Origin of the sequence: Pedobacter steynii, from assembly GCF_900103665.1 — a bacterium.
Lineage (GTDB): Bacteria > Bacteroidota > Bacteroidia > Sphingobacteriales > Sphingobacteriaceae > Pedobacter > Pedobacter steynii.
Window position 1 is genome coordinate 402437 of record NZ_FNGY01000004.1, and the last position, 24007, is coordinate 426443.

Genomic DNA, 24007 nt, shown 5'->3' on the forward strand with positions numbered 1-24007 from the left:
ACTGATACACAGATTATTATTTTATTTCCCAAAGTATAATTCAAACCCGCAAGCAACCATTATTCCTGGCTCCGCGTATCACTTATAATTAAACACATCTTTCACCTTAAACTATCCCCCTATGAAGCATCGTATGGTCTACCTGACCCTGACCGTAATGTACCTGCTGTTGCTCAGCTGTTCTAAAAGACAAGCTGCAGAAATGGCACCAACACCGCCCGTTACCCCCGAAAAACCGGAAACAGCAGTAACTTATACCAATTTCGCCCAGGCACTCTTTCAAACCAAATGTGGCGGATGTCACAGTGCGGGAAGAGGCGCAGCAGCCATCTGGACTTTCAATGGACTGGCTTCTATTACCACCAACCAGAGCAGGATCCGGCAAGCGGTATTGGTCAATAAATCCATGCCTTTGGGAAGAACACTGTCTGCCGAAGAGCTGAAATCTCTACAAGAATGGTTCGATAAAAACATGCCTGAATAACCTGAACTATCATGAAAAACACCTGTCTTTTTATGCTATTTATCCTCCTCAGCTGTTCGGTAAATGCACAACAAATCCTGATCTGCAACAATGCAAAAGCCTCTTTTTTCTCCAGCACGGTCATGGAAGACATTGAGGGAAAAAGTGCTGCCGGAGGCTCCGTAATTGATACCAAATCCGGCAACATCATTTTCAAAGTTAAGAACACCTCCTTTCAGTTTAAAAAGAAACTGATGCAGGAGCATTTCAATGAAAACTACATGGAGTCCGACAAGTATCCGGTGTCTGAATTTAAGGGAACCATTAAAGGGCCGGTCAATATGGATGTTGATGGAACCTACAAAGTCAGCATCGAAGGCAACCTGAACATTCACGGGATCAGCAAAGCTTACAAAACCCAGGCCGACCTGGTTGTCGGTAAGGGAATGCTAAATGCCAACGCAGTCTTTAAAGTAAAAATTGCCGACCATGGTATTGAGATCCCAACACTTGTATTTAAAAACATTGCTGAGTACGTTGAAGTTCGTATTCAGGCCACCTATTTACCTAAAAAATAATGAAGACAAAAATAATTAAATCCCGGTTACTCGTTTTTTCCGCCCTGTTGTTGTTAACCGGGCAGGCCGCATTTTCACAGGAAGAGCTCGAAAAAGAACTGGCAGTTCCGGCTGCTGGCAGGGAGAAAGTAAGTGCTACTTTCAAATCAACCAAGCTGATCAACGGACATACCAATGAAACCCTTTTCAAGAATGAACTGGATTTTAAAGTAGACCATCGTTTTGGCGATATTGCCGGCAGTAACGGCGGAATCAGGAAGTTTTTCGGCCTGGACAATTCAACGGATGTCCGGATTGGATTTGAATATGGGCTAACCGATAACCTGACCATAGGCCTGGCCAGAGCAAAGGGCGCAACTGCGGTACAACAGCTGTATGAAGGAAGCATTAAATATCGCTTACTTCAGCAAACTACAGACAACCACATTCCATTTGCAGTGACGCTGTTCGGCAGCAATACCATTGCCGCGGTAACGGCGAACAAGGATGATGCCTCCTCGCCTATCGCTTACAATGGCTTCAAAGACCGCCAGAACTGGGTGGCGCAAATTATCCTGGCCAGGAAATTCAGCTCCAACCTCTCCTTTACGCTTACACCTAGTTATGTACACCGGAATTTCACAGCCTTCCGTGATCAGAACGACATGTTTGCCATTGGTGTAGGTGGAAGATTTAAATTTACCCGCCGGATGGCACTGGTAGTAGATTACTTTTTGCCGTTCAGGGATAAGTCGGACAAAGCTTATCTGGAGCAGGTTACGGCTACCAAATTTTATAACCCCTTAGGTGTAGGACTGGAAATGGAGACCGGCGGACACGTATTCCACCTGAACTTCACAAATGCAACCGGTATTCAGGAGATGCAGTTTATTCCGCAAACGACCAGTTCATGGCTCAAAGGACAGTACCGCTGGGGATTCAGTATTTCCAGAAGGTTCTCTTTTGCACACTAAGTTTTGAGGTCAATGATAAATTCAATTTATCAGCCTGGACATTCATTAAATGATAAAAATTAGCTGCACATAAAAAAACGGCCCTGCAATGGCATTGCAGGGCCGTTATCATGAATAACGTTCTTTAAGCCTGAATAAAAGCCAAAAGGTCGGCGTTGATCGTTGCCGCTTCTGTAGTTGGCATTCCATGAGGAAAGCCAGGATAAGAAATCAGTTTTCCATCTTTTACCAGCTTCACCGCTTTTGCTCCGGTCAATGCGATTGGAACGATCTGATCGTCTTCCCCATGCATCACCAATACCGGAATAGCTACACTTTTCAGGTCTTCTGTAAAATCTGTTTCAGAGAAAGCTTTGATGCAATCATAATGCGCTTTTATTCCGCCCATCATGCCCTGACGCCACCAGTTTTCTTTGATGCCTTCAGAGACCTTTGCTCCTTCACGGTTATAGCCATAAAATGCAGTGGTAAAATCCTTGAAGTATTGAGGTCTTTGCGTTGCTGTTCCCTGACGGATTTCGTCGAATACAGTCATTGGAATACCTTCAGGATTGCTTTCCGTTTGCGCCATAATTGGGGTAACGGCACTCACCAGTACCGCTTTGGCCACACGGCCTTTGCCATATTTAGCGACATAACGGATCACTTCACCACCACCGGTAGAATGTCCAACATGGATGGCATCTTTCAAGTCAAGTGCTGCTGTTAATTCCGCAACATCTGCTGCATAAGTATCCATGTCGTGACCAATTGCCGTTTGGGAAGACCTTCCATGTCCCCTGCGGTCATGTGCGATCACCCTGAACCCTTTATCCAGGAAAAACATCATCTGTGCGTCCCAGTCGTCGCTTGACAAAGGCCAGCCGTGATGAAAAACGATCGGTTGTCCTGTACCCCAATCTTTGTAATAAATTTCTGTACCGTCTTTAACTGTGATTTTGTTCATGTTCTTTGATTTAATTTTAGGTAATTAATAATATGATTTGTTGATTTACTGACGAATTAGCGATTGATCAGCACTTTTTTTGAGGAGATGGCCCAGTAGATCCATAGCAAAACGCAGATCAGCAGTGCCGACACCGGAAAGTAGAAGGACAGGATAAAAGCAGCAATATAAGTCGGCAAACCGTACAGGTAATTGTTTCTGATTCCCAGAATTGCGGCTTCTGTAAGTCCCGGTCTTAACAGCTTTCTGTCCCGGCAAGCTAAAAACCACAACAGGTTATAAGAAAGGTTCACCAGCACAAACATTCCGGTATAAATACTAATCACAAGTTGTTGCGAATCCGTATCGTAAAACCCTGCCAGCAAGGAACTGGGATAGGAAACACAGCAGACCAGGAAAAGAATCAGCCCGTTGGCAAACATGATTCCTGTATTTCTCCGGTAAATCTGTTTGAACAGTTTATGGTGGTTCACCCACATGATGAAGATACTGAAAAAGGAAATGACAAATGCAATGTATACCGGCCATTGTGCCATCAATTTAGCGGCTAAAACCGAGGGAACTACAGCTTCCCCAAGCTCCGGAACACGCAGTTCCAGCACCAGCAAAGTCATGGCAATTGCAAATACCCCGTCACTGAATGCCTCTATTCTTGCCGTTTCTTTTTCCACCATCAGCTCTTCTTTATCCTTCATTCTACTTTATATCCTGATCTGGTTTGGTGGTAAAATAACAGATCACCATGGCAATGCCAGGCAAGACAACGCCTGCCAGTCCAAAAACCTTGCCCACATAGGCGCCCAAAACACAGCCCAATAAAAACCCACCCAGGGTAACCAGGCCTTTTTTCAAACCTGTCAGGTAGCTGAGGTCTGCAAAGCCGCTGCCCAGCAAAGCGCCCAGGTCGAGTGAAAACTGGGTCACATTGCCCGTCATCATCGTAGTAGGTCCATGGGTTTCCTTTACATAGAGTTTTCCGAATGCATTCTGGAATCCCATCGCAAAAACAATCATCATCGTCACCACATACATTTGAACGGTCAGCAGTTGTGCTCCTGCCTCTGCTGAACTATAGGCCAGTATACCCGCAAGAATCAGGATGATCCCTTCACAACAAAGCAGAAAATGGTTATTTTTGAACCTCGATGAAATCCATCCGCCCACAATTACAGCGAGCACAAACACCGGAAAAGTGATTAATTTGATCCAGTCTTCCGGTCCTGCGCCTTTGATCATCTGGTAGGCAAATACGATAAAGTTTCCGGTGACATGAGCCGAAAAAATCCGGTCTGCCGCCACGAAAGTAATCGTATCACAAAAGCCTGCAATTGCGGTCAGTAGCAGGGTGACGAAATTGATGTTTTTACCGGTTTCCATATCGTTCTGATTAAGATAAATGAGCCCTCAACATCCAGGCCATGGACTCATGCGTTTCCATTAATCCCGTGATGTAATCACTTGTGCCAGCATCCTTTAATGCAGTGGCGTAGTTATCGATGTTTCCCCTTAAATGAATTAAAATGCTTTCATGGTCAGCAAGCAGCATTTTGATATAGGTAGTCGCGTCATTTTTGCCGCGATCGTCTTCAGTCAGGTGTGTTAATTCTAAGAATTGTTTAAGTGATGCCGGTGCGTAATGACCAAGTTTGCGGATGCGTTCTGCTACTTCATCCACGATATCTTCCAATTGCGTGTATTGTTCTTCGAAAAATTTGTGTTTATTGTAAAAGTCCGGTCCTTCTACGTTCCAGTGTGCCTTTCTTGTTTTTGTATATAAGACGTATTCATCTGCAAGAATTTTGCTTAATGAATGTGCAACCTCTGCAAGGTTTTCCGCGCTGATGCCAATTTTAGCTTCCATGATTTTGATATTTATGTCTTAAAAAAATGTATTGATTAAATAGTGATCTATTGAATAAGTTCCGGCACCAATTACCCATAAAAAGAGCATCGCCAGTGTATACATGTACGGCACATCGCGAACCTCAACCGAATCTTTTCTATGTACAACGAAGTAACCGATTGCCGTTACGCCGATGGATGGCAAAAGGAAAATTCTCGTTCCGCAACCTAAGGCCACCAGAATTGGGACAACGGTATCAGAAAATGTAGCCACCAATCCATTCAGTTTATCGGGTAAACCCAGGGGATTGGGTACATGCTCCTTTTCTCCATTTTGAATACGAAACTTTTTCATTCCATGCACCCTGAAGAGTTCGAGCATGAGCAGTACCCTGAAGAAGAGTACGGCCCAGTTGTTGATTTCCGATCCTAAATCAGAATAAAGCAGGTATTTGATGATATTTTCCATAGTTTAAAAAGCAAAGCACGAGCAGCCCAATGCACCCCAGAATGCCGTATAATTGTTTACAGGCAGGTTACTTGTTCTGACGGCATCGTGATTGTGATGGTGCACATCGCAACTGCCGGCGCAAGCATGTACCATCCCTAAAACAGCATCACTCCCCTTTGTTTTTCCATGTTGATTTGCCTGATGAGTTATTGGAGAATAGTATCCGTTATAGCTATTTGTTGGCGACCAGTCTGGCAGAATCGGGATTTTTGGTGGGGAGAAGGAAGAGAAATCACCTTTTGCATAGACAATCTTTCCATCAACAACGGTTAAATCTGATTCGATACTTTTGATCTCCTCATCAGATACTTCAAAATAATCCTGATTCAGCACCGCTAAATCGGCAAGCATGCCCACTTCGATATCGCCTTTCTTTTGCTGTTCGTTAGAAAACCAGGCGCTGCCTCTGGTATAGAGTTCCAGGGCGGTTTCTCTGCTCAGGACGGTCTCTTCATTATAGATTTTTAAGCCGCCAACGGTTTTTCCGGCTGTTAACCAAAACATCGAAACCCATGGATTGTAACTGCTTACCCGTGTGGCATCAGAACCACCGCCAACAGGAACTTCCATCTCAAGCATCTTTTTAACCGGTGGCGTTTGCAGCGCCGCTTTTTCACCGTACCGTTCTGTAAAATATTCGCCCTGGTAGGCCATTCTGCTTTGAATTGCTATACCGCCACCCAGTGCTTTTACACGTTCGATATTTCTTTCATCAATGGTTTCCGCATGGTCGAAAATCCAGGGCAAGCCAGCAAAAGGAATGTCTTTATTTACCTTTTCAAAAACATTTAAAAACCGGCTGATGCTCTCATTATAAGTGGCATGAAGTCTGAATGGCCATCTTTTTTCCACCAGCAAACGAACCACACGTTCCAGTTCAGGCTCCATATTGTCCGAAAGGTCTGGTCTTGGCTGAAGAAAATCCTCGAAATCTGCTGCCGAGAAAACCAGCATTTCCCCTGCCCCGTTGTGGCGGTACATGTCATCACCCTGATAAAGTTCTACCGTATTTGTCCAGTTGTCAAAATCCTCAAATTCCTGTTTCGGACGTTGCGTAAATAAGTTGTAGGCAATCCGAACGGTCAATTGTTTTTGCTCATTCAATTCATTTACCACTTTATAATCGTCAGGAAAGTTTTGAAAACCTCCACCGGCATCAATCACACTGGTAATCCCGAAACGGTTCAGTTCTGTCATAAAATGACGGGTAGAATTGACCTGATGTTCGTAAGAAAGTTTCGGACCTTTTGCCAGCGTGGAATATAAAATCATCGCATTCGGACTTGCGATAATCAGTCCGGTAGGTTCTCCCCTTGCATCTCTCTGGATTTCCCCACCCGGAGGAGCCGGTGTATCCTTTGTATAGCCAACCGCTTTAAGCGCTGCGCGGTTCATAAAAGCACGGTCGTATAAATGAAGAATAAAAACAGGTGTTTCAGGTGCGATGGCATTTATTTCCTCCAGCGTCGGCATTCTTCTTTCCGCAAACTGAAATTCAGACCAGCCTCCAACTACACGTACCCATTGCGGCGATGGAGTAATATCGACTTGCTCTTTAAGCATTCGTAATGCATCCGCAAGTGATGGAACGCCATCCCAACGCAACTCCAGGTTGAAATTTAGTCCGCCACGGATCAAGTGGATGTGGGAATCGTTAATTCCCGGAACAACCCGTCTTTTGTGAAGATCAACCAATTTTGTTGCAGCACCGGAAAAGTTCATGATATCACTGTCTTTACCAAGGGCGATAAACTTCCCATCTTTAATCGCAACAGCGGTTATTTCTTCTTTGTATTTTGCAATGATATGTATCTTACCATTGAATAAAATTAAATCTGCAGTCGTCATATTTTCTTTATTTAGCTATGGAAAACATATTAATTTTTCAGGGCAGCGATTGCTTCCTGAATTCCTTCTCCCGCCGTGGTAAAAAATGCAGGACCGGCGAGAAGGATCACTTTCGATACCGGTTTAAATGTGGACATCTTCTTTTCCTTTAACCAGGTTTGCGTTCTGTAAGCTTCAAAAATGCCCTTCACTACGTTGGCGGCGACCAATGCGGTTGGCGAGTCAATCCCTGCATCTTTTAAATCACTTGCAAAAGAAAAATTGTTGACGCCCAGCCTAAGCGCTTCTCTCATCGCAATGCTGCCTATTCCGGTCATGATATCGGGTGTAAATTTATTCCTGTCGCCAAGGCCGATTAAAAGCAGGTTTTTACCCCCTATGGTACCTTTTGGTGGAGAGATTAAAATGGTTTCATTGGCCTGACCATGAAATTTCCCGCTTTTGCGGATTTCGGTCAGCAGGCCTTTCATGTCCTGATCTAAGTGTACCAGGCCATTTAAAGCAGCCGGAAGTGCCGGTGGCGTGTTAAAAATATCGCCTTCCGTATATTCGAAAACACAGGCAATCTGCAAATCGCTAACCTGCGCCGATGGGCCCTGAACAATACCTTCGATGGCAATTCCATCAATCGAACCCCAAACTTTGGCCGTCCCGATTGCGGTGCTGCTTTGTGCAAAAGCTGTTCCTGTAATGAATACAGAAAATATCATCATGGCTACTCTGAAGTTGTTTTTCATTTTCTTATGGTTTAAAATTTATAGGATGCCTGAGCATTAAAAAACTTTGAATTGTCCCAAAGCGGAACGATATCTTTGATGAAATCGCCAACCCGGAAATATTGTCCGCCGGCACTGAATGAAAGGTGGTTATTGCATTTATAATCTGCACTCAGCAAATAAGTAGTGCCGATAAAACGATGGTCAGAAATGGAACCTGCGGTGTTAAAATTGCCACCCGGGCGATAAATTCCATCCTTTAATGAATATCTCCAGTTGAAAACAACATCCCCCTGAACCGTTAATTTATCCGTAATGGTAAGTGTTAAGTAGGGATGTAAATCCATTAAATTGGAGGGGCCGACTAGCGGATTAAAGCCAAAATAACCTCCTTTCGGAAATAAAGGATTAAAAGTTTGCAGCTTCCCGTCTCCTGCTTTTTTATCACCCGAGATGTAGTCATTTCGCAGGTTAACGGAGGGCTTAAATTTGCTATTCCCGAAAGTATAGCCCAGCTCAATGGCCATGGTCCAGGCGTCAATATTGCCCTTTCCAAATTTCCCGAACTGATAAGCCGCCTCTAAATTATAGATAAAACCGCCCCCGCCTTTCCAATACCGGGCAGCTAAAGTATGCCGGAGTTCCTTTGCGATGCCCTCTTCAAATTCCGCATGATCGCGCCTGACGCCCAAGTAGTAAAAATCGAAGTTTCCGGCTTTCCGGATATAGAAATTTGAATACGCACCCCACAAGTTGGCCTGATGGCTCGGACGATTGTCAAACACCCCAAAATTAACTTCATCAGCTTCTAAAATGAAAGCATCGACTGAAAACCGGGGTGTCGCATAGGTAACTTTAGCTCCTGTAAAATATTGCCTGACTGTTGTTCCCTCTCTGACAGAAATTAACCTCCCTGAACCATAGTTAATTTCCTGCCTACCAACACGAATGGCTAACCTGTTTGACGAATCTTTAAGTATCCGGTATTCCGCAAACAGGTTTTGGACGGCAAGCTGATCTTCATCCACCGGAGATGGGCCATATTTACTGCCGTTTTCCAGGGCGCTGTTTAGCTGGGTAAAAAAACGCAGTCCTGCGCCAATATTCAAATCAGCATACAGCGAATAACGTTGTAAAAAAGAGGAGTTGAAACCTTGATTTCTGATCCAGTCCTCATTAAATTTTCCCCCAAATTCTTCCCTGACCTCTCCGCCAAAACTGAGGTATACTTTTTTATCAGCCGAAAGCGGCAGGAACTTTAAACGGTTGTAACAGTTCCTGGCCGAATCTTTCAGATGACTATAATCCTCATCGTAGCGCATCAGTTTCACGCTTTGGCCATATGCAGTTGCTATTGAAAAGCAAGTACAAACGGCCAACACAATCGCCAGATGGGGATAATAAATGTTCATTTTCGGGGGTAATGAAAATTAGTGTTTGATCATTTTATGCGCATACTGAATTCCCAATCCGTATCCGGCGCCATACTTTTTCATCAGGTCAGTTACGGCAACATAAGTCTCCGTTCTTGCCCAGTCTCTTTGCAGTTCCAGGATGTACTGAACAGCCGTAATGGGCTTCACTCCTGCATGTACCATTCGCTGAACCGCTCTTTCATGCGCTTCTACGCTGACATCTCCACAGGCATCAGTCACGACAAAAACATCAAATCCTTCAGCCAATGCCGACAATGCAGGTCCGACAATGCATACTCCGGTCCATAAACCGGCAAGCACCAGCTTTTGTTTTCCCGTAGCGGTAATGGCTTTGTAAGCCGGTTCATCTTCCCAGGTATTCATAGAAGTCCGGTCGATATAACCTGAAGTTGCCTGTGGATAGAATGCTTCAATTTCCGGAAATACCGGTCCGGAAAAAACATCTTCTGCAACTGTGGTTACAATGGTAGGTACCTTGAAAATCTGCGAAGCACCGGCAATAATAGCTGCATTGGTTCTCAACTCCGTAATTGAAATGCTTTTTGTAGCAAAAGCCATCTGGCCTTCAAAGTCGATTAATACTAAAGCGTGATTTTCCGGTGATAAAAGATCTGGTGATGGTTTCATAATTTTAAATTTTTGACCAGAACTAACCAACAAACATACCAATGACATAATTAACTGATATGCAAAAGCTTAATCCATCTATCACTAATTAAAACTCACTTTATTTCGTCATTTTACGAAAGCAGATTTACGTATATTCGTAAAATGAAACCGGGTTCTTATTTTAATTTGAAGCTTTAGTATCTTCGGGAAATGAAACACGCGGAACCAGATAGGATCATCCAGCTTTCCCAGGCGCTTAAAGCGGCAAAAGAAATTATCGCAAAGCAGCAGCAGGAAATCATTGGGTACCAACAACGACTGGAACAGGAAGAATTGCTACCTGCTGAGGAGTTGTCCGTAAACGATGATGATGATATTGTGGGCAGCAGTCCATTGATTCTGGAGGTCATGAGATCAGTAGCACTCGTTGCGGCTTCTAACAGTACTGTATTGATCCTCGGCGAAACAGGCACCGGGAAAGAGCTGATTGCAAGCGCAATTCATCATGCCTCTTCCAGAAAGCATAAAGCGATGGTCAAGCTCAATTGTGCCTCCATTCCATCCAATCTGGCAGAGAGTGAGCTCTTCGGACACGAAAAAGGAAGTTTTACCGGCGCCTTAGACCGCAGGATAGGTAAATTCGAACTCGCCGATAACGGTACCTTATTCCTGGACGAGATTGCCGAACTTCCGCTGGAGCTTCAGGGAAAATTGTTACGCGCCTTACAGGAAAAAGAAATCGAGCGCCTGGGAGGACAACAAGTGATTCCTACCGATGCAAGGATCATCGCCGCAACCAATTTTGACCTGCTGAAAGCGGTGCAGGAAGGAAGGTTCAGAAGTGACCTTTTTTACCGGCTGAACGTGTTTCCCATCCAGTTGCCTCCGCTAAGCGCAAGAAAAGAGGACATTGAGCAGCTATCTTGTCATTTTCTCCGCAAGCTGGCGATGAAAAGCGCAACTAAACCTAAACAGCTCTCTAAAACTGCATTGAAGATGCTCATGGCCCACGATTGGCCGGGAAATATCAGAGAACTGGAACATGTCATAGAACGAAGTGTGCTCCTTACAAAAACGGCAGTCATCAAAGAGATAGCCCTTCCGGATGCAAGGGGAAGCATGCCTGCCGCAGATCAGGGTTCGAACATTAAAACCATTGCTGAAAATGAACGCTGCCACATCCTGACTGTATTAAAGTGCTGTGGCGGGAAAATATCCGGTCCGGCAGGAGCAGCAAAAATACTGGGTGTCCCGGCAACGACCTTAAACTCAAAACTTAAGAAACTGAACATATCAAGAAAACACATACTGCGTTAGCAGAATGGAATCGTAAATTCACGATATATCATCAATTGCGCTTTGCAGGAAACACCTAAAACAAAGCAAATCAAAGCCTTAAGGCCTGGCATTTTATTTGGTAAATGATAAACATCAAAGAGCAGGAATGAAAGAGAAGATTTTGATCGTAGAGGACGAATTTATCGTCGCCAATGACCTCAGCCTGATGCTAAAAAAAGCAGGGTACGACAGCTGTGGCATTGCACCTTCGGTAGCAAGGGCGTTGGAACTCATTGCTGAACAGCGGCCCGACTGGGTCCTTATTGATATTTTACTGCAGGGAGAACGTACCGGAATAGACTTAGGGATTCAGCTCTCCGATAGGAACATTCCTTTTATTTATATTTCCGCAAATACCAACCAGACCATCCTTCAGGCCGCTAAAGCCACCTTACCTTATGGATTTCTTGTCAAACCATTCCGGGAGAAAGACCTGTTGGTTATGCTGGATATCGCGCAATACCGGCATGGGCAGAACATCAAATATAACCTACGGCACCAGACGGGGCTTTTGCAGCAATTAGCAACCATCAGCACAAAAAACGAAGCCAGTGCGGAAAAGGTGAAGCAAATTGCACAATTGTTACAGCCCGTTTTACCTTTTGACCAGCTGTTTCTGACCAGGATGAATCCCCGGAGCCCTTCGCGCGACTGTAGTGTCATCAAATCGACCTCCGGAAATTATCAACTGGAATCTACAGAATCCATGCTCATATTGCTTTCTGTATCCAACCGGGACTACAAACTTTGGAATCCATTGGGCCTAAAGCTCGATAAGCAATTGTACTGCGCTTACGAATTCAGAAAACTGCGCATGGAAGACCGGTGGACACAGGTCGTATCTGATAAATTCGGACTGGAATCTGCTATTGTCAGCACCATTACCACTCCTAACGGCGACATTTACAGAGCCGTATTCTTTAGTACCGAAGGAGAGCTTTATAACAGCATTCACGTGGACCTGGCCAATCAGATCATGACTTCTTTTGGCCCGATGATCGATGAAGTATTCTTCAGCAAGCCAGTCGCCGAAATTAAAGAGACCAAAACAGATCCATCTCCTCCCTCCCATTTCCATGGGATTATTGGCAGTAGCCCGCTGTTAAATTCCGTGTTTGACAAAGTGAAGATCGTTGCTGCCGATGACACCTCGGTACTCATCCTTGGGGAAAGTGGAACGGGTAAAGAGCGCATCGCCCAGATCCTGCATGAACTCTCCTCCAGAAAGTCGAAGAAGATGGTGACGGTGAATTGCGCAGCATTGCCACTCACCTTAATCGAATCCACACTTTTTGGTCATGAAAAAGGTGCTTTTACCGGTGCCGGCGACAGAAGGATTGGAAAATTCGAACAGGCGGATGGTGGGACCATCTTCCTGGACGAGATCGGTGAACTGCCCTTAGAAGCCCAGGTTAAACTCCTTCGGGTCCTTCAGGAAAAAGAGATCGAACGGCTTGGTGGGAACCAAACCAGAAAAATAAACGTACGGATCATTACCGCGACCAACCGCAATCTGGAAAAAGAAGTGGCGGAAGGAAGATTCCGGCTTGATCTCTATTACCGGCTCAATGTATTCCCGATTGAACTGCCCCCGCTACGTCAGCGTAAAGAAGACATCGAAGCCCTTGCCTGTCATTTCGTCAAAAAATACAGTAGCAAATCTGAAAGGCCTGTCAAATCTATCTCGGCAATTGCGCTTCAGCAGTTAACCAGCTACGACTGGCCCGGCAATATCCGTGAACTGGAACATCTGATAGAACGGGCAGTGCTGCTGAGTTCCGGAACGGAAATTACCGATACCGGACTGGCTTCGGAAAAGCAGACTGAAAATCCGGTTGGCGGAAAGCCACATCGTACTGGAAACCCGGATGCTATCGGGAATCAACATCCGGCCGGAAAAACGAAAACTCTTGAAGAAGTAGAAAAAGGATATATACTGGAAATCCTGCATTTATGTAAAGGCAAAATTTCAGGTCCCGGCGGAGCAGCCGAATTGCTGAATATTCCTTCAACGACGCTAAATTCTAAAATTAAAAAACTGGGAATTTCGTATGAATTTACTGATTAGATGTTGCTATTTCTACGTTATTCTATGTTTGCTGCCTCTGCCGGGGACTGCCCAAACCAACCTGCGAAATAGTCTCTCTGAGCTCAGGACTTTGTTGGCCAAACAAAAGGATGCAGAAAATATAGCCCGCTACCAGATCAAACTGAGCAGATTTTACCTTTACAATAAGCAGGACACCAAACAAAACCTGGACAGCGCCTATTTTTTTGCAATCGCTGCAACAGAGGCGGGTAAATCTGCTCCTGCGGTCAATAAGGACAGCAGAATTACACTAGCAGATGTATTAGTCAGAAAAGGTCTCACTAAATCCGCTATAGCCCTTAGCTCAGGCATGGACGAGTTGACAAAATCCAGAATGCTCATCAATGCTGGCAGCTATTTTTTGTATAAAATGGCAGAATATAAGCGCGATCTCGACACGGCGTTTAATTTTCTCCTGCAGGCAAAAAATATAGCCAGATCAAAGCATGTGCTTCCGCTGATGCATGAGGCCGAGCTTTACCTCTGTGATCTCTATGCGGAAGACGGTCAGCATCAGAAATCAAATCAGCATTTTACCCAGCTGCTAAAAGACTGTGAATCCAGTGGAGATCTGGAGTCTGCTGCAGCTACTGCTTCCAGAATCGGAGATCACCTCCCTCCCGGCAGCGAGAAAATCAGGTTTTACGAACTTGCGTTGCGGTATTATAAAAAGATTGGTCAGACGGAGCAGGAAATCGGGATGGCCAAAGGAATTGCGGATGTAAACCTAAACCTGGGAAAGCTGAAACTGGCAGAGCAGCAGCTCCTGGTTGTGTTAAAAAGGTATCAAAAGCTGGGCTATAAAAACCTGCAGTTCACTTACGACCTGCTATCGGCGATTAATCAATTGAGCGGAAGTCAGAATGCCGCCTTGTCGTACGCCATTTCTGCGATAGAATACATGGAACTTACAGAAAGCGATGCCGCTGCAGGTTATTTTTACAACAATTTAGCCCGGATATATGGAGATTTGGGAGATACACAGCAAAGCATCAACTATTTCCGTAAAGCGGTGAACCGGACAGATCCCAGGGCAAGTGATGCAAAAATAACCGCCGTTAAAAACCTGACCGATCAGCTGATTATCCAGGGGAAAATATCCGAAGTATTCCAGGTACTCGATTCCAATATCCGACAGGTCGAAGTCACTGAGCTGGGGAGGACGATCATTGCCGGTATCAAAGGAAAATGTTATGAGGCCTTGAAAAAAAACGCGGTTGCAGAAGCGCATTTCCTCGACATGATCCGTTGGGAAAAGAAAATCACCGGTCGTCCTTATCACAGTGCGGAAAGCTTTTATATGATCGGTTCGTTTTACATGCACACTAAATCCTTCGCCAAAGCCAGAACCTATTTTAACAAAATTGCCTTGCTGCCTGCAGGGACCTACCCGCTTTCTAAAATCAAAAATGTATACTTTTTCCTGTACCAGCTGGATTCTGCCACAAACAGACCTGACTCCGCAATTGTACATTACAAACTTTACAAGCTAATTTCGGACTCCCTGTTACATGCCTCGGCAAACAAGACCATTTCCGAAATTGCCCTTCGTTACCAGTCTAAACAACAGGAGAAGGACAATCAGTTGCTGCGCAAGGAAAGCGTACTTCAATTGGGTAAACTGCAAAAAGCAGATCTGACGAACAGGATCATTTTAGCCGGCGTTGTTGCGCTATTGCTTATTATGGGCCTGATCTATCGCAACTACTACCACCGTAAAAAAGCCAACCAGCAACTTATCGCACAACAGCAGATCATCACCAATAAGAACCATTCACTCGAGCTGCTGCTCGCGAGCCAGGAAAAACTCCTGAACGAAAAGGAATGGCTCATTAAGGAAATTCATCACCGGATCAAGAACAACCTCCAGGTGGTTGCCAGTTTATTAAATTCGCAGCTGAATTACCTGGACAATGAAGAAGCCAGGCTTGCCATTAAGGACAGTCAGAATCGGATTCAGTCTATTTCCCTGATCCATCAGAAGCTTTTTCAGTCTGAAGACCTGAATATCGTGGATATCCAGGCCTATATACACGACCTGATGAAGTTTCTCTGCGATACTTTTCATGTTGGTCAAAGGATCAATTTTATCATTGACATTCCAAAAATATCTTTTGACATTGCGCAGGCTATCCCTCTCGGACTGATCATTAATGAGGCCATTACCAATATCATTAAATATGCATTTCCAGATAACGGTCCCGGAGAAACCAGTATCAGTCTGATTAAAGGCCAAAATGAAAAATACGTTTTTCGCATCAAAGACAACGGAACAGGTCTTCCGAAGGACCTCGATCAAGGCAAGACGATGGGAATGACACTGATCAGGGGACTTGCAGCGCAACTTGGCGGAACGGCAGAGATCGTGTCGGATAATGGACTATTGATCCGCATCGAGTTTGAGCTGACCGCCACGGAAAGATAGTTTTTACCTTTTTAAAGTAGCTTTTTATCGATGTCTTTTAATCAAATCGAAATCTCTTCGTTCCACACGTTCTGACAGTAATATTTTTTTTCATCAATTATCAGAAGCGCAATAAAAGTACCTAAAATATAAAATTGATCTTTTTATATTTAACCGATGAAAAGAATGCTGACTACTATATTTCTATTTTTGATGATTTCCAGTGCCCATGCGCAGCCTTTCGACCTAAAATCGGTAGGCGAAGCCAAAACATTCCGGCTCCGGGTTTATTTCGGAACACAAGGCAAAGGTGCTTTTGTACAATACCAGGGTCAGAAAGGGATCATTCCTTTACAGGTAAAAAGCCGGACTGTGGACAGTACAGAACGGAAAAGTGGTCAGCCTGATTTTACGACCTACGTGTGGAATGAAGTGATCAATGGAAAGGTAACAGGGAGCTATGGACTGACGCTGGGCTTAAGAGAAATCCTGGACATCTGGTATTTGAGAAAAAAAGATGGCAAGCGCTTTTCATTGGAATCTACAGATCAAAAGTCAGACAGTTATGATGGTGAGGATCAGTATCTTTTGCATGGCGCATTACTGGCCTTCAATCATACCAAACATGACCGGTTCCACATTGAATATCCAGATGGGACGAAAAAAGCAATGCAATTGCCTGACTTTGATCAGCCGAATCATGCCAGGCAGAGCATCATTGCTGATTACAATTTTGACGGCTATGATGACGTTGCCTTTTCCATACCCGATGCCGGGATGGGCGTATACCGGATATTCAGCATCTGGCTCTACCAGCCAAAATCGGGGCGATTTGAAAAATTACCCGATCCGGATTACTCCAGGTCTAATTGTTCCGAGCTTTGTGATGTCAGGATCGACAGCAAAAAGAAGCTGCTTTTTACGTCTTGTCGCGGAGGAGCGAGCTGGTGGCAGGATGTCTATCGCTTTAGCAGCCCAAACAAACTGGTATGGGTAAAATCCAGCAAAGCAAACCATTAAGCTCCGCTGGCCAGACTGATAATTTCGTTGATTTGTTTCAACTCTTCCTCACTATGTTCCTGATTCCTTTCTGAATGATTGCGACTGGTGGTCAGACCAATGTGTTCCTTATGCATTAATCTATTTTTGTGGCTCTCCCCGAAAATCAAATGCCTGGTCAGAAATTTGGTGATTTGCCCCAGATGGGGATCATTTAAGTCCAGCGCTGTTTGCTGCAGTGCCTCCGAAATCTTACTTTCAATTTCCGCTCTTTCAGATTCATTGCCAATTACCAGGGGAAGCAACAATAAAAACAGCGGAGACAGCTCGGCTTTGTCATTTGAGATGATTTCTTTTAGCTCCGTCCAGCTCAATAAAGACAGATGAAAATGTCCTCCGGTATTCCCTAAATAGATGTCATTAAAAAAATAGACCGTATTATAGGAATGAAATTCTGCAAAAAGAGTCACCTTATCATTTACTTCATGAACATAGGTATACCCGTTCCATGGATCCAGCTCTCTTTCATTTTCATCTGTTTGACCTGATAGTTCTTCAAGCCAGCCCTTTGCAGGCATTTCAAATTGCTCCATCATATAATCAGAAAGCATCATTTCCTTTTCATCATCTGCAGCGAAGGGAAACTGACTGAGCAGGTATATACAGAAATCCGGGTTTGATAAGTTTAGTTTCATTTGTAAATCAGAATAAAAATTATACCACATATTTGTGATATAATTTTTATTTGAAGAAAAAGTACTAATTTTTATCCCACCATACCCTATCCATTAATTTTGCGTTCTGTTGAGGCTGTGGATTAGAAATGATTTCTGTGTTTGGATACAATACCCTTCGGGGAATTTCAGAGAGGGCATTTTTAACTTTTGTTAATGCCGGAAATCCGGTCCGGCGCCAGTCCGTGTAATTCTCTGCATTCAGGAAGTTAGCGATTGATTTTTCCTCTATAATCAGCTTTAATGCATTTGCTGAGGTTAAGCTTCCACGGCTGCTCAAATAAGCATTGGCATCAGTAGTACTTACACCTACTTTTACCATATGGGCGTTTACAGCCTCCGTATATATCGGTTGTGCCGCTGCTGCACCGGATATGAGGAATGTGGCCTCTGCTTTTAAAAACAGTGCTTCCGTATAGTTTAGCAGGTAATTAAATGCACTTGGAGCAGCATAGAAAGCTGCGGGAATCGAATAGGATTCCAGACTTCCAATTTCATCCAAACCAGCTTCCCTCCCGGTGTAAAGCCCGGTTTCCTTTGCCGGTGCCACCATTTTAGCTAACCTCGGATCGTTTCTTGTTTTAAACCCATCTACGAAGGTGTTGGCAAGCACTAAAGTACTTGCAGGGAGAAAGTTTTGCTGCCATGGATTTTCTGTGCCCGGCGTACCCACAAAAACCATTTTCAGATCATCATCATTTCCCGTCATCCCGTTGTTTAATGCAGTGATTGCCAGCTGAGCCTGTGTTGTGGCGTTATAACCCGGAGCTTTCGTCAGGTGCATCAGGTAACGGGCCTTTAAAGTATAAGCCAGCTTTGTCCATTTGTCCATATCACCATTGTAAAAATAGTCGTCGCTCGCTGGTTTCAGGCCGGCCTTCTTTGCGATGTCTGCGATTCCATCGGCTAACAAGGCGTCGATTTGTTTGTACACAGATTCCTGACTATCATATACCGGTGTCAGATTTCCTTTACCGCCAAAAGCTGCTGAGTAAGGGATATCTCCCCATGCATCAGTCGCTGTTCCTAAACAATAAGCCGTTAAAATTTTGGCAATCCCTGAATAATTAGCGTTGCCATTTTCAGCAGCTTTACCCTTGAGTATGGAAAGGTTATTCAGCGTTCTTACATACATGTTGTTCCAATCGCCATCCATATCCTGGTTGTACATTAAATAAGTGCCGAAATTTGGGGCCACCTGATTCAAGGCAATCACCTGTAGGTATTGCTGCAAAACGATGCTTAAATTTCCATCACCGGCAGCATTTATATTTTGGGAGATCAGCATTTCAATCGGTGCCAGCATCAACGGTTCACTCACATTGATCGGCCTGTTGGGATCATTATTTACATCAATATATTTTTTACATCCTGAACTCATCATCAGACTGATGACCGTTAAAACCAGGTATATCTTTTTCATCTTCATCGTATTATAATTTACAAGGTTAACTTTAAACTGAAATCAAAGGACCGCGAAGTTGGCGTAGAGAAAGAGTATATCCCCTGCGATCCGTTGGAGGAACCAAATGAACTTACTTCAGGATCACCACCGGTAAAATGTGGTGCATAGATCCATAGGTTGCGGCCGGTAATGTTAAAAGACATGGCCTTGAACGGACTTTTGGCAATCCATGAAGGTTTAACCGTATAACCGAGACTTACATTTCTTAATTTGACGTAAGTACCATCCTGAATTACAGACTCCAGAATGCCGTTAATGCGCTGGTAATAGCTCTGTCCGTTTACTTCCACCTGATTCGGATTTCCGGTATTGATATTGATACCATCGACTACCCTTGGACCACGGTTTTCGGTCACCTTAGGTGTACCATAGAAGTAACCGTAACCATCCACATTATTCTGGATGTCTCCACCCTTTTTCATGTCAAAAGAGAAGCTGAGGCCAAATTGTTTATAGCGGAAATTGTTCACGATCCCTCCCATCCAATCGGGATTGATGTCGCCTATAATTCCTTGTCGCTCTGCTACTACTGGTAATCCGCTATCGTCGATAAGCAGTTTTCCTTCTGCATTCCGGTCATACCTCGTTCCATAAATTACCCCGTATGGCTGGTTTAATATAATATTGGTAAAGCCATTCCCGATTTGCTTTACATCTCCATAGATGGCCAGCACTTTGTTGCGAATCCGGCTATAGTTCAGGGTAAAGTCCCAGCTAAAGTCTTCTGTTTTTACCGGTCTGACATTTAACAAGACTTCTATGCCGCGGTTGCGCATTTCAGCAGAGTTGACACTGGTGGAATTATAGCCTGTTGAAGGGGCAATCGCTACATTTGGAATGATGCCATCCACTGTTTTCTTATTAAAATAAGTGACTTCCAGGCTGATCCTGTTCCGGAAAAAACCAGTTTCTAAACCCAATTCAATTTCGTTGATCCGCTCATTCTTTAAATTAGGGTCATTTAATACCCCACCGATTAAAAACCCGGACTGTCCGTTATAAGGAAAAGCGATGTTCCTGACCGTCTGGCTCTCATAAGGAGTCAGTAAACTGTAGGCGCCTATACTCGCATTTCCAACCGTACTGTAAGAAAGTCTCAGCTTACCGAAGTTCATCACCTCCGACAATCCCTGAGAGAAGAAATTCGAGAAGATGAAGCTCGTTGCGGCAGAGCCATAAGGATAGAAATTACTCTGTTTGGCCAGCACGGAATTCCCATCATATCTTCCTGTTAGGGACAACACTAAAAACTTTTTATAATCTACATTGGCCTGGGCATAAAAACCAATCTTTCTGCTGGTATAATTGTCCTCTTTATAAGTGACGTTAGAGGCTGCACTCATGTTGTCAAGGCCTGGAACCGTAATTCCTAAACCATTCGCATAGATATTTTGTGTATAGGTAGAGATGATGTTATTTCCAAGCAGGACGTCCATGGTAAAGTCTCCGAACGTTTTATTGGCATTAACCATCAGGTCGTTATTGTACTGTCTGAAGTTAACATTATTGTCTACCAGGCGACCGTTAGGGTTTGAAACCGACAGCCTCGATTCCTTGTATTTATCCTGTTCCACATAGACATCTGCGCCAAAGCGCTCCGTGATCGTTAACCACTCTAATGGTTTGTAATCAGCCGTAAAAGTTGGAATAAATCTGTTCACCACCGATTTGTTCTTGATGTTGTCCGTGACCCAATACGGGTTGTTACGGGAAAAACGAAACAGGCGCGGGGTCCCGTCTTCATTTAGTGAAGGCTGTAAATCATAAGATACCGGTGCAGAAAATATCGTCCAAACGGGACTTTCCAAAGCATAACCTTCCGGCAGGCGGTCGTTTTTAGTATTGGCATAGTTCAATGAAAAAGTCATATTCAGGTCCTTGATCACCTGCATGTTGTACTTTGCAAAGAGTGTATTCCTGTTGAATGAGGTTGACCGGACCGTTCCTTCCTGTTTCAGGTTGGAGTAAGAAACGAAGTAGGAAGCAATGTTGCTCCCTCCATCCACACTCATGGTATTGCTATAGGTTTTTCCTGTTTTAAAGAACAGGTCCGATTGATTATAGACCTTTGCTGCCTGTCCGTTAATCTTTAAGGTATCCATCAAGGCTCCCCAGGAGGTACTCGTTTTTTGTGTTACCCCATCAAAATATTTCCCGTTTGTTCCCAAAGAGTATTTGTTCTGCAGTTCGGGAAGCAAGGGGTTCTCAAATGAAAAACCAGAGCTGATGTTCAGCGTTGGCTTTTTGTTTTTCTGTCCGGCTTTGGTGGTGATAATGATCACTCCTTTTGCACCATCCGACCCATATAAAGCTGTGGCTGCGCCACCTTTCAGCACGTTAATGTTGTCAATGATATTAGGATCAAGATCTGCGATCCTGTTTGTTCCCGGCCCTGAATTTAGGTTTCCTCTTTCGCTATTGTCTACCGGAATCCCGTCAATGATCATTAAAGCTTCGTTGTTCCCATAAAATGAGTTTGCACCCCTCACCACAATTCGTGATGAACTTCCCGGGGTACCGGAAGAACTTGTGATCTGCACACCGGAAACCTTTCCCGCGATTGCATTCACCAGGTTGGGTTCTTTAGCCTGTGTCAGCTGATCGCCTTTCACTTCCTGCGAGCTGTACGTCAGGATTCTCTTTTCCCTTTTGATCCCCAGTGCCGTGACTACCACCTCATTCAAATCCTGCATGTCGTTTTTAAGCACCACAGTGAAATTTGGCTGATTGTTAAATACCACTTCTTTGGTCAGATAGCCGATACCGGATACCACAAGCGTGGCCGGAACGGCATGTTGAAGACTGAAATTACCGGTTGCATCTGTTGCTGTTCCAATGGAAGTGCCTTTTACTTTTATCGAGATACCTGGTATCCCTTCCCCGGTATCAGCAGATACTTTCCCCCTGATCACGTTGGTTTGTGCCTTTGCGAGGTTGATTGCGAAGGCGCAAATAAGTAACATAATTAATTTAATTTTCATCCCTGTTAGTTTTTGGTTTAGTACTAAACCAAAACTAGAGGCAAAAACGCAGATATAGGATTAGCATATTGTCCGATATTCCCAGAATATTAACTTTTTCGTTACACACAAAAAGGGCCTGGCTATAATGCATAAGACAGGCCCTGAATAAATGAATTTAATTAAAGGTGATTTATTCTTTTGGCTTTGGCACTAACGCCTCGACTATAGCCTTTAGCAATGCAGTTGCAGACTCAGCAGTTGAATCAACAAAAGCCGTGCGCTGTTCCGCTTTGATCTTAAAGGGATTGGTTTCAGTTACCACAACATCAACCTCATATAGTCCGAAGCTTTTCACATTGGCAAGCGGAACCTTAACTCCGTAAGATGAGGTAATGCTACTTTCAGCGGAATGAGCAGAAGTCTTCTTTGTTAAGAGGTTATCTGATTGGGTCACTTTAGATACCGTGTCACTCTTGGCCCCAATCGTTTCAAAAATGGACTTTGGCGGGAAAGGAATCCAGCCAGAGAAGATGTCCTGTTCAAACTTAGTCGCACCATTAACCTGCACCATAGGAATTGTCACCAAAACCGATCTCAGTTCGCTTAACTTATATTCACTAGCTGCAATGCTCAGGCTCTTTACCTTGATTTCCACAGTGAGGTCTAAAAAATTGTACCCAGGCTTGATTTTCGCAATAGAATAACGGCATAGGAAAGATCCGGTATCTAACTTATACCTAAAGGCAGTTTTGTCTTCCGATAGCTCGGGAATTAAGGTAATCTTCGCTGCAATGTCCTGTTTATTACCAGAGGTCAACACCATTCTTTCAATCTGAACGATTGGAGGCGCAACATATCCTGGGTTGGAATAGAATCCTTCTGCAGAATTAGATGCTTTATAGGTTCCGGTATATTTGAGTGCTTCATTTTTAATCTTCTCCTGTACCGTCTTAACCCCAAGACCAATCAGGGCCGGAGCAATTGTACCTACTGCAGCCAGAAGTCCTGGCGACTGCTGCCCTTTTTTCAGGTAAATCTCCTTTTTTGTCAATCGAAGGATTGTTTTTTCCCCGATAATCTTTATGGATCCTGAGTTGTCATAATTTTTAATCTGTGCACTACTCTCTAAACAAAAGATTGTTGCGAGTGCTATAATGTAAATTGTTTTCATGATGAACGTGAGTTTATGTGATTTAGAATAACTTGAAATGCATGCCCATATGCAGTGCCTGGAGATTCTCTCCCCGAGTGAAGAACGGCCAGACGCGCCTGCTCAGTTGTCTCGTTTATAATCCAGGCCGAGCCTGAATCTCCCGGATCTGATATTGGCCCTTCAGGTGCTTTAGGATCGGGAATAATGGTGAATTTACCAGGATAAATGAGCGACCGGCCATCAACGAGGCCAAAGGTTATTCCCGTCGTCACACCACTCTTTTTCACCTTGGTAAAACCTATTTTCAGGTTGGAGACCGGAGCGATCAGTATTGGATCGGTATGTCCTTTAAATCCATTGATCTCTGGGATTCTGGCTACACGAGGGTCAATCTCAATAGTTGCATAATCGGTCAACATGTCGAAGGCCCGAAAACAGAAACCAATGGATTTGTTCGCCGGATTGCCATTGTTTTGGAACACACGCTCGTTCCCCACCAGATCTTCCATCACCGTCTGCTCACTTAAGCTTCCATAAAGCACATGATAATTGGTAACTGCAAGAAAATGGCCATTCACTTTGAAAACACACCCAAGGGTGCCATAGTGGTCGGTTCCCAGATATCTTTCGGCAAAAATCTGCAGGCCGCCTCTCAATGGCCTTACGGCTTCGGTTGGATCAACAAAGGGACTTTGAGGTTGCGGATCGATCTGTATCACATCAGTACTAAATTCCCCGATCTTTTCTGGAAACACCTGATGGGATTTCAAAAAATTCATTTGAATTTTCTCTTTTAGTTTAAAGCGGATGGAAAGTTCATTGGTGGATCGATCAGCTACCCTTTTCATTCCAAAATCGATGTCAATTACGCCGGGTTGTTCCCGGAAAGGCATCGCGAGCTTCTGCGCCCGCTTATAGAGCCTTTGTTGTTCTCTTAATGTCATAACAAACCCTTCTGTT

At 44.2% G+C, this 24007-nt stretch carries 21 protein-coding genes; 7 read left to right on the plus strand and 14 right to left on the minus strand.

The window, feature by feature from the left end; all coding sequences use genetic code 11:
* The first annotated feature begins 121 nt into the window (after window positions 1–121).
* From BLQ87_RS13810 to BLQ87_RS13820, 3 genes are read left to right on the plus strand one after another with little or no spacing between them, the layout of a single operon-like run.
* Window positions 122–484, plus strand: coding sequence for a c-type cytochrome (locus BLQ87_RS13810; protein WP_074607604.1), 363 nt, complete (start codon window positions 122–124; stop codon window positions 482–484).
* Between the two features lie 11 nt (window positions 485–495).
* On the plus strand, window positions 496–1041 hold the full coding sequence (locus tag BLQ87_RS13815) for a YceI family protein (RefSeq protein WP_074607605.1): 546 nt from the start codon (window positions 496–498) through the stop codon (window positions 1039–1041).
* On the plus strand, window positions 1041–1994 hold the full coding sequence (locus BLQ87_RS13820) for a DUF5777 family beta-barrel protein (RefSeq protein ID WP_074607608.1): 954 nt from the start codon (window positions 1041–1043) through the stop codon (window positions 1992–1994). The genes BLQ87_RS13815 and BLQ87_RS13820 overlap by 1 nt, the downstream gene beginning before the upstream one ends.
* A gap of 124 nt (window positions 1995–2118) precedes the next feature.
* Here BLQ87_RS13820 and BLQ87_RS13825 read toward each other — a convergent pair whose 3' ends face one another.
* From BLQ87_RS13825 to BLQ87_RS13865, 9 genes are read right to left on the minus strand one after another with little or no spacing between them, the layout of a single operon-like run.
* Window positions 2119–2940, minus strand: coding sequence for an alpha/beta fold hydrolase (locus BLQ87_RS13825; RefSeq protein WP_074607610.1), 822 nt, complete (start codon window positions 2938–2940; stop codon window positions 2119–2121).
* A gap of 56 nt (window positions 2941–2996) precedes the next feature.
* Window positions 2997–3635 carry a TMEM175 family protein gene (locus tag BLQ87_RS13830; RefSeq protein WP_245723853.1) on the minus strand — a complete coding sequence of 213 codons (639 nt, stop codon included), beginning with the start codon at window positions 3633–3635 and terminating at the stop codon, window positions 2997–2999.
* 1 nt (window position 3636) lies between these two features.
* Entirely contained in the window at window positions 3637–4317 is a 681-nt protein-coding gene (locus BLQ87_RS13835; RefSeq protein ID WP_074607612.1) for a YoaK family protein, read from the minus strand.
* Window positions 4318–4327: 10 nt separating this feature from the next.
* Complete coding sequence (locus tag BLQ87_RS13840) at window positions 4328–4801, minus strand: Dps family protein (RefSeq protein WP_074607614.1); 474 nt, start codon at window positions 4799–4801, stop codon at window positions 4328–4330.
* Window positions 4802–4819: 18 nt separating this feature from the next.
* A complete protein-coding gene (locus BLQ87_RS13845; protein WP_074607616.1) occupies window positions 4820–5251 on the minus strand; it encodes a DoxX family protein in 432 nt (143 codons plus the stop codon).
* Window positions 5252–5254: 3 nt separating this feature from the next.
* On the minus strand, window positions 5255–7141 hold the full coding sequence (locus tag BLQ87_RS13850; RefSeq protein WP_074607619.1) for an amidohydrolase: 1887 nt from the start codon (window positions 7139–7141) through the stop codon (window positions 5255–5257).
* Window positions 7142–7170: 29 nt separating this feature from the next.
* Complete coding sequence (locus BLQ87_RS13855; protein WP_074607621.1) at window positions 7171–7878, minus strand: M17 family peptidase N-terminal domain-containing protein; 708 nt, start codon at window positions 7876–7878, stop codon at window positions 7171–7173.
* Between the two features lie 11 nt (window positions 7879–7889).
* The gene (locus tag BLQ87_RS13860; RefSeq protein ID WP_074607623.1) at window positions 7890–9269 is read right to left on the minus strand and encodes an alginate export family protein; all 1380 of its coding nucleotides are present in this window, start codon (window positions 9267–9269) and stop codon (window positions 7890–7892) included.
* 18 nt (window positions 9270–9287) lie between these two features.
* Entirely contained in the window at window positions 9288–9920 is a 633-nt protein-coding gene (locus tag BLQ87_RS13865; RefSeq protein ID WP_083361878.1) for a hydrolase, read from the minus strand.
* 192 nt (window positions 9921–10112) lie between these two features.
* Between BLQ87_RS13865 and BLQ87_RS13870 the strand changes: the two genes are divergently transcribed.
* The 4 genes from BLQ87_RS13870 to BLQ87_RS13885 all read left to right on the plus strand — a co-directional run bounded on the left by BLQ87_RS13870 (window position 10113) and on the right by BLQ87_RS13885 (window position 16753).
* Window positions 10113–11219 (plus strand): sigma-54 interaction domain-containing protein, encoded by a 1107-nt coding sequence (locus tag BLQ87_RS13870; protein ID WP_074607627.1) that lies wholly within the window; start codon window positions 10113–10115, stop codon window positions 11217–11219.
* 127 nt (window positions 11220–11346) lie between these two features.
* Window positions 11347–13308 (plus strand): sigma 54-interacting response regulator, encoded by a 1962-nt coding sequence (locus tag BLQ87_RS13875; RefSeq protein WP_074607629.1) that lies wholly within the window; start codon window positions 11347–11349, stop codon window positions 13306–13308.
* Window positions 13292–15754, plus strand: a complete 2463-nt coding sequence (locus BLQ87_RS13880) for a histidine kinase dimerization/phosphoacceptor domain -containing protein (protein WP_083361861.1) — start codon at window positions 13292–13294, stop codon at window positions 15752–15754. Before BLQ87_RS13875 ends, BLQ87_RS13880 begins: the two co-directional genes overlap by 17 nt.
* Window positions 15755–15910: 156 nt before the next feature.
* On the plus strand, window positions 15911–16753 hold the full coding sequence (locus BLQ87_RS13885; protein ID WP_074607633.1) for an XAC2610-related protein: 843 nt from the start codon (window positions 15911–15913) through the stop codon (window positions 16751–16753).
* Here the strand turns inward: BLQ87_RS13885 and BLQ87_RS13890 are convergent.
* From BLQ87_RS13890 to BLQ87_RS13910, 5 genes are all read right to left on the minus strand, one after another.
* On the minus strand, window positions 16750–17427 hold the full coding sequence (locus BLQ87_RS13890; RefSeq protein ID WP_172664912.1) for an Imm19 family immunity protein: 678 nt from the start codon (window positions 17425–17427) through the stop codon (window positions 16750–16752). The two genes, BLQ87_RS13885 and BLQ87_RS13890, sit on opposite strands and share 4 nt — an antisense overlap.
* Window positions 17428–17491: 64 nt before the next feature.
* A complete protein-coding gene (locus BLQ87_RS13895; RefSeq protein ID WP_074607937.1) occupies window positions 17492–18889 on the minus strand; it encodes a SusD/RagB family nutrient-binding outer membrane lipoprotein in 1398 nt (465 codons plus the stop codon).
* A 17-nt stretch (window positions 18890–18906) separates the two neighbouring features.
* Window positions 18907–21912 carry a SusC/RagA family TonB-linked outer membrane protein gene (locus BLQ87_RS13900; protein WP_074607638.1) on the minus strand — a complete coding sequence of 1002 codons (3006 nt, stop codon included), beginning with the start codon at window positions 21910–21912 and terminating at the stop codon, window positions 18907–18909.
* Between the two features lie 172 nt (window positions 21913–22084).
* Window positions 22085–23065, minus strand: a complete 981-nt coding sequence (locus BLQ87_RS13905; protein ID WP_074607641.1) for a hypothetical protein — start codon at window positions 23063–23065, stop codon at window positions 22085–22087.
* A complete protein-coding gene (locus BLQ87_RS13910; protein ID WP_074607643.1) occupies window positions 23062–23991 on the minus strand; it encodes a chymotrypsin family serine protease in 930 nt (309 codons plus the stop codon). The genes BLQ87_RS13905 and BLQ87_RS13910 overlap by 4 nt, the downstream gene beginning before the upstream one ends.
* Window positions 23992–24007: the final 16 nt, after the last annotated feature.